Source organism: Nonomuraea zeae (assembly GCF_005889725.1).
GTDB classification, from domain to species: Bacteria; Actinomycetota; Actinomycetes; order Streptosporangiales; family Streptosporangiaceae; genus Nonomuraea; species Nonomuraea zeae.
In genome coordinates this window covers 1-7,154 of record NZ_VCKX01000455.1, presented here as the reverse complement: position 1 = coordinate 7,154, position 7,154 = coordinate 1, and the positions used below count along the sequence as shown (strand labels likewise).

The 7,154-nt window shown below is 71.0% G+C and carries 5 protein-coding genes; 3 read left to right on the top strand and 2 right to left on the bottom strand.

The genetic code is table 11. From position 1 onward, the window contains the following. Window positions 1–120: 120 nt before the first annotated feature. A complete protein-coding gene (locus ETD85_RS58635) occupies window positions 121–384 on the top strand; it encodes a hypothetical protein (RefSeq protein WP_138698473.1) in 264 nt (87 codons plus the stop codon). 60 nt (window positions 385–444) lie between these two features. Next, entirely contained in the window at window positions 445–1,818 is a 1,374-nt protein-coding gene (locus ETD85_RS58630) for a glycoside hydrolase family 43 protein (protein ID WP_138698472.1), read from the top strand. Between the two features lie 105 nt (window positions 1,819–1,923). Here the strand turns inward: ETD85_RS58630 and ETD85_RS58625 are convergent, their stop codons facing one another. After that, complete coding sequence (locus ETD85_RS58625; protein WP_206059563.1) at window positions 1,924–2,955, bottom strand: helix-turn-helix domain-containing protein; 1,032 nt, start codon at window positions 2,953–2,955, stop codon at window positions 1,924–1,926. Window positions 2,956–3,074: 119 nt separating this feature from the next. On the opposite strand from ETD85_RS58625, the gene ETD85_RS58620 reads away from it, so the two are divergent. Further along, on the top strand, window positions 3,075–6,038 hold the full coding sequence (locus ETD85_RS58620; protein WP_138698471.1) for a S8 family serine peptidase: 2,964 nt from the start codon (window positions 3,075–3,077) through the stop codon (window positions 6,036–6,038). Between the two features lie 71 nt (window positions 6,039–6,109). Here the strand turns inward: ETD85_RS58620 and ETD85_RS58615 are convergent, their stop codons facing one another. Then, entirely contained in the window at window positions 6,110–7,102 is a 993-nt protein-coding gene (locus ETD85_RS58615; protein ID WP_138698470.1) for a glycoside hydrolase family 11 protein, read from the bottom strand. Window positions 7,103–7,154 lie beyond the last annotated feature (52 nt).

Genomic DNA, 7,154 nt, shown 5'->3' with positions numbered 1-7,154 from the left:
CCCCCGCCCCGCCCTGCCTGATGCCGGGGGCACGCGGGGCGGGCCCCAGCGGGTTGCCGGGCCCGAGAGGGCCGGCGGGCCGGTTGATGTGCCTTGCGCGCGTGGCGCATACTCCCCGGCATGACCGTGATCGAGACGGAACGGCTCATCCTGCGCCCGCTGACGGGCGACGACTTCGACGACTACGCCAAACCTTCGCTCGATCTCCGTCGCCGAGCGCATCGGCCACCGCCACATGCGCGACGCCGTCTACCGGGGGCAGCCCGTCCACATCTACGGCCGGCGCGCCGCCGCGCGGGCGTGACCCCGGGCGTCCGCCCGGCCGCGCACGGCCTCTTGACGGTCGTGCTGTTTGCGTTAACACTCTTGCACAGCTCCCCATGAACGCCTGTTAACGCCGCCCTCAGCGCTGAATGTTAGCGCTAACATCCGGAAGGCCGCCTCATGGCTCTGCGTCGAAGAGCACTCGTCCTGCTCGCCGCCTTATGCGCGGCGCTCGCCGTCAACGTCACCCCGGCCTCGGCCGCGAACACCGCGTACGTGTTCGCGTACTTCACCGAGTCGCCGAACATGACCGGCGCCAACTACGGCCTGCACCTGGCGGTCAGCCAGGACGGCCTGAACTGGACGCCGCTGAACCAGAACAACCCGGTGGCCACGCCGACCGCCGGCACGCTCGGCCTGCGTGACCCGTTCATCCTGCGCAAACAGGACGGCACGTTCGTCGTCCTCGCCACCGACCTCAACGGCACCGACTTCGGGCAGAACAACCAGTACCTGCACGTCTGGGACTCGGTGGACCTGACCAGCTTCACCGGCTACCGGCGCATCCACCTGCACAACCTGAGCACGCACACCTGGGCGCCGACCGCGTTCTGGGACGCCTCGCGCGGCCAGTACGGCATCGTCTACTCGGCCAACAACGGCTCAACCGACGTCTTCATGGTCAACTACACGACCGACTTCCGTACGGTGAGCGCCAACCAGGTGTACTTCAGCCCCGGCTTCCCGGTGCTGGACGGCGACATCGTGGTGGACGGCTCGACCTTCTACCTGTACTACAAGAACCTGTCCACCGGCCTGCTGTACGGCGCCCGCTCGTCCACCGGCGCCCCCAACAGCTACACCACGTACACCAGCGGCCTGCGCCAGGGCAACGCCATCGAGGCGCCGTTGCTGGTCAAGAACAACGCCGGCAGCGGGTGGTGGCTGTGGGGCGACTCCTTCAGCCCGGTCAACAACGACTTCTACGCCTGGTCGTCCACGAACATCGGCGGCAACTCCTGGACGGCGCTCAACCAGCGCGTCTACACCCCGCCCCTGAACGCCAAGCACGGCTCGATCGCGGGGATCACCGCCGCCGAGTACAACGGCCTCGTCTCCCGCTGGGGGCTGCCGAGCTGGACCCGGCTGAAGTCGTCCAACTTCCCCGACCGCTTCGCGCGGCACGCCAACTATGTCGGGCGCATAGACACCTACCCGTTCGACCCGTACCAGGACCAGCTGTGGCGGATGGTGCCCGGCCTGGCCGACTCGGCCGGGGTGTCGTTCGAGTCCGTCAACATCCCCGGCCGCTACCTGCGGCACTACAACTACGAGATCCGGCTGGACGCCAACGACAACACCGCGGCCTTCCGCGGCGACGCCACCTTCTACCGGACCGCCGGTCTGGCGGACGCGGCGTGGTCGTCGTTCCGCTCGTACAACGTGCCTGACCGCTACCTGCGGCACTCCAACTACCTGCTGCGCATCGACCCGCTCAGCTCCAGCTCCAGCGCCACGGACCGGCAGGACGCGACGTTCCGCGTCACCAGCTGACGACCGGCGCCCGGCCGGAGCGGTCGCCGCACCGGCCGGGCCGCCGTCGCCGGCCCCGTCGCCGGTCTCGTCGCCGGTCTCGCCGGAGAAGAGGTGCGCCGGCCGTCAGAGCCAGCCGCGGGCGGCGGCTTCCGCGCCGGCCTGGAAGCGGGTGGTCACGCCGAGCCGCTCCACGACGGCGGCGATCTTCCTGGTGGCCGTCCTGGCGCTGACGCCGAGGTGGCGGCCGATGGCCTCGTCCTTGAGCCCGGCGTTCAGCAGCCGCAGCACGAGAACGTCGTCCTCGTCCGGCCGCTCCTTCGCCGCCTGCGGCAGCCCCGCCAGCGGCCGGCCGCGCTCCCAGTAGACGTCGAACAGCTCCACGAGCGCGTCCAGCAGCCGGGAGGGGTGCAGCAGCGCGATGTTGTCGTAGATCCCGTCCACCAGCGGGAACAGCCCGAGCTTGCGGTCCACGATGCGCAGCTTGAAGGGCAGGTGCGCGACGAACCGGGAGCGCTCGCCCTCTTCGGCCAGCCGGATCAGGGTCTCCAGGCGGCCCGGGCGGTCGAGGGACTCGGGGCAGTAGACCACGCGGATGTCCACCCCGCGCGCCAGCAGCCGCCGGGTGCCCTCCAGCTCCGACTCGTTGGTGTCGTGCGAGTCGTCCGGGCGGCCCACGTACGGCGGGCGGTCGAAGCCGAGCAGCTCGACGCTGGCCGTCCGCTGCGACTCGGTGATGACCCGCTTGACGGCCTCCTCGCCGGCCAGCACCTCCACGACCCCGGCCGGCGCGGCCGCCATCCGGCCGGAGCGGTAGAGCTGCGCGAAGTCGGGGACGACGGTCCTGATCGCGGTCAGCCGGGCCTCGCTCTCCAGGCGCCGCCGGTCCACCAGCCACTCGATCGCCGCCTCCGGGGGCACCACCTCGTACCGGCCCGGCCCGATCCGGCGCAGCAGACCGGCGTCGGCCAGCCGGGCCAGCGCGGGGCGCACCCTGGCCGGGCCGACGCCGAGCGCGGCCGCCAGCTCCGCGGTGCTCAGCCCGGGCCGGCGCAGCAGCATCCGGTACGCCCGTTCGTCGAAGCCCGTGATGCCCACGGCGCCGAGCACGGACGGATCCCCCACGAAGCACCTGCCGAAAATGTCGTTTTTGGTCATGTGGCCGAAAATGTCAGCACTATATCTCGACAGAGATCTCCACTGGGCGTTTGACTCCGTAGCGGCCCTCCGGTGATCCTCCCCGGACGGGTGACAAGGTTCATCCCCCTTGAGGCGCAATGTCCCGTAACACCCGCGTTCATCGCGCGCTGGCTCTGGCCGCCGCACTGGCGGTCACCACCGCCACGATGGCGATCACCCGTTCCGCCGCAGCGTCGGCACCCCCCGCAACCGGCCCCGCCTCCTCGTACGTCGTCACCCTGGCCGAGCCGCCGCTGGCCACCTACGACGGCGGCGTGGCGGGCATCGCGCCCACCAAGGGCGCCAAGGGCAAGAAGGTCGACACCACCAGCACCCACGCCAAGCGCTACCGCGAGCGCCTGACCAAGCGCCAGGACGAGGTCGCCCAGGGCGTCGGCGCGGCGGCCACCGGCCACCACGCGGTCGCCTCCAACAGCTTCACCGCCGAGCTCACCCCGGCCCAGGCGCTGCGGCTGCACGCGACCGAGGGCGTGGTCTCCGTCGTCCAGGACACCCTGCACCAGGCACTCGACGACCGGAACTCCACCGACTTCCTGCGCCTGTCCGGCGAGCGCGGCCTGTGGGCCGAACTGGGCGGCACCGGCAAGGCGGGCAAGGGCGTCGTCGTCGGCGTCATCGACACCGGCATCTGGCCGGAGAACCCCTCCTTCGCCGGACCGGCCCTCGGCACGGAGCCGCCCGCGTCCGCCGACCCGTACCGGCCCTATGTCCGCGACGGGGCCACGGTCATGCAGAAGGCCGACGGGTCCACCTTCACCGGCCTGTGCCAGACCGGCGAGCAGTTCGCCGCGAACCTGTGCAACCAGAAGCTCATCAGCGCCCGCTACTTCGGCGAGCAGTGGATGCAGGGCAACCCGCCCGACCAGCGTGCCGACTATGTCTCGCCGCGCGACGCCCAGGGGCACGGCTCGCACACCGCCGGCACGGCGGCGGGCAACCACGCCGTCCCGGCCACCGCGAACGGGATCGACTACGGCGCGATCTCCGGCGTCGCGCCCGGCGCGGCCATCGCCGTCTACAAGGCGCTCTGGCAGGGCAAGAACGGCGGCGTGACCGGCGGCTACACCTCCGACCTGGTCGCGGCCATCGACCAGGCGGTCGCCGACGGCGTCGATGTGATCAACTACTCGATCGGCAGCACCCTGGGGGAGTCGGGCATCGACGACCCGATCCAGCTCGCCTTCCTGGCCGCCGCCCAGGCCGGCGTGTTCGTCTCGACCGCGGGCGGCAACTCGGGGCCCACCCCGTCCTCGCTCGACAACACCGCGCCGTGGACGACGACGGTCGCGGCCGGCACCATCGCGCCCTACCGGGGTGAGATCCGGCTCGGCGACGGCACCAGCTACCGCGGCACGAGCACCACGGTCGTCGCGCAGCTCGGCCCCAAGCCGCTGGCCACATCCGTGTCGGTGAAGGCCGAGGCGGCCGCCGAGTCCGACGCGCAGATCTGCGCGGCCGGCTCGCTCGACCCGGCCAAGGCCGCCGGGAAGATCATCTACTGCGTCCGCGGCACCAACGCCCGGGTGGAGAAGTCGGCCGAGGTCAGGCGAGCCGGGGGTGCCGGCATGATCCTCGGCAACCCGAGCGACCAGGACACCGACGCCGACCTGCACGCCGTGCCGACCGTGCACGTCAATACCCCCGACTCGGACAAGATCGCGGCGTACGCGGCCACCGAGGGCGCCACCGCGACCCTGCTCCCGGCCGCCCCTTCTGAGAACACGGACGGCGTGCAGTACCCGGAGGTCGCCGGCTTCTCCTCGCGCGGCCCCGCGATCTCCGCCAAGGGTGACCTGCTCAAGCCGGACATCACCGCGCCCGGCGCGGCGATCCTGGCCGCCGTGGCGCCTCCGGGCAACGACGGCAGGGACTTCGACTTCTACTCGGGCACCTCGATGGCGACCCCGCACATCGCCGGCCTGGCCGCCCTCTACCTGGGCAAGCACCCGACCATGTCCCCGATGGCGGTCAAGTCGGCCATGATGACCACCGCCTATGACACCAGGACCCCGGACGTCTTCGCCCAGGGCTCCGGGCACGTCGACCCGGCCCGCATGCTCTCGCCCGGCCTCGTCTACGACGCCGGCGCCGAGGACTGGTACGGCTACCTGGAGGGCCTCGGCGTCAAGACCGGCACCGGCGCCGCGCCGCTGGCCGCCACCGACCTGAACTACCCGACGATCTCCATGGGCGAGCTGTTCGGCTCCCGTACGATCACCCGTGAGGTCACCGCCGTCAGGCCGGGCGTCTACCACTCCGCCATCGAGGTGCCCGGCCTCAGGACCAAGGTCAAGCCGTCCACGCTGGTCTTCAAGAAGGCGGGCGAGACCAGGAAGTTCACCGTCACCCTGGAGCTGCTCCCCGAGGCCACCGCGGCCACCGTCACCGGGAAGCTCACCTGGACCGGCGCGGGCACGAGCGTGCGCAGCGCGATCGTGGCCACCGCGCTGAGCGCGCGGGCGCCCGCCGAGGTGAAGGGCGGCGGCGCGGACGGCACGGTCGCCTTCGAGGTGACCCCCGGGCTGAAGAAGTTCTCGATCACCCCGTACGGCCCGGTGTCGGCGGAGAACGTGCCCGGCACCGTCAGCGAGAGCGAGGTGTGGGGCAGGGACGTCCCGGTCACGGTGCCCGAGGGCGCCAAGGCCGTCGCCGTCAGGATCGGCGCGGTGGACCCCGCGGCCCAGATGGGCGGGCTGCTCTTCTACGAGGAGAACGGCACGCGCGAGTTCGAGTCGTGGGTGTACAGCGAGGACGGCGACCACCGTGCCGTGCTGGCCAACCCGCGGCCCGGCCGGCACACCCTGGTCGTGCTCACCCTCGGCGACCTGCCGGGGACCACGTCCACCGCCTTCACCACGCAGGTGAACGTCGTGGGCGCGGAGCACGCGCGCGGCGCGCTGACCGTGACGCCGGCCAGGCCGAAGGTGAGCGTGGGCACGCCGTTCTCGCTGACCGCCTCCTGGACGGGGGCGACGCAGCGGACGAACACCGGCTACGTCGAGTACCCCAACGGCAGGGGCACGATCGTCACGATCAACTGATCCGGCACGGCCGGCTGCCCGGCGACGCCCCTGCTCGGGCGTCGCCGGGCACCCGGCTTCGGGCCTGGCGGTCAGCTCGCGCTGCAGGAGACCGACGGCCAGGTGTAGTTGCCGTTGTGCTGGATCGTCACGCCCCAGTTGTTGCCGCTGCCGTTGGGCCTGGCGGTCAGCACCTGGCTGCTGGGGTAGCTGGCGCTGATGTTCCAGGTGGACAGGATCTTCGCGGGGGAGGGCACGTTCATCGTCACGGTCCAGTTGCTCGACCCGCTGACCGAGACGTTGAGGTTGTAGCGGTCGCTCCACTGCTGGCCCGCGGACAGCGTCGCGGTGCAGCCGCCGCCCGGGTTGCCGGGATTGCCGGGGTTGGTGGTGCCGTCCACCGTCACGTTGGAGCTGCCGCTGCTCTGGTATCCCTCCGTCGCGAGGATCATGTAGTCGTGGCTGCCCAGGCTCATTCCGTTGCGGGCCCAGGCGTCGAAGTGGTTGCCGGAGGTGATGGTGCCGCCGGTCTTCTTCGACTGGCGGACGCTCCAGTACTGGTTGAAGGTCTTGTTGCCCTCGATGGAGGGGGCGTTGTAGCGCGTCGTCTGGTAGATGTCGTACGTGCCGCCGTCGCTGGTGACGGTGCCCTTGTACGTCCCTGTGGGCCGGTAGGTGCCCCAGTTGTCCACGATGTAGTACTCGACGAGCGGGTTTCTCGTCCACCCGTAGAGGGTCAGATACGCGTTGCCGGACGGGTTGAAGCTGCCCGAGTAGTTCACGGTCCTGCGGCCGCCGGTGCTCCACCCCTTGCCGGCGACGAAGTTGCCGGTGTTGCGCCATGAGGTGCTGTAGTTGCCGCCGGATCCCAGTTCCATGGAGACCGTGCCGGAGCTGTCGGTCCAGAACGAGTAGAAGTAGCCGTTGTTGGTGCCGGTCTGGTTCGTCGTGATGGCCGCGTGGGCGATGCCGGGCGGCATCGCCAGCGCCAGGATCAGCGCGGCGGCCATGGCGCAGGCACGGCCGGCGAGCAGCCTGATGCGAGCGCGTCCGCGGCTCTTCGGAGAGGTGGGGGCGCCGTTCATGTGCGGGCTTCCTTCCCGTGAAGGCTGGGGGGCGGGCAGCGTGATACGACCC